Here is a 231-nt window from a genome sequence, read left to right on the forward strand (position 1 = left end):
GAGTATGTGCATAAATGTCGATGAATTTTTGCAAGGTAAACGAAAACATTAAAGCAGCAATAAACCCAACAGAATAAAAGATCATTGTATTAAAATCCCGTTTACGGGCTTTTTTCAACTGAATAAATTTATCCTGCTTAATTAGAATTTGATTGTGATGATCTTTAGTATCTTTCAGAGACTTTATAGGTGTACGTCCTTCTACAAACATAATAGCCAATTGTTCTAGAT

1 protein-coding gene is annotated in these 231 nt (G+C 31.2%); it reads right to left on the bottom strand.

The features are described from left to right. On the bottom strand, positions 1 to 231 hold a 231-nt coding region (locus R2R70_RS23500; RefSeq protein WP_410979420.1), incomplete at both ends, for a hypothetical protein.

The sequence above is a fragment of the Cobetia sp. SIMBA_158 genome, from assembly GCF_046566945.1.
Lineage (GTDB): Bacteria > Pseudomonadota > Gammaproteobacteria > Pseudomonadales > Halomonadaceae > Cobetia > Cobetia amphilecti.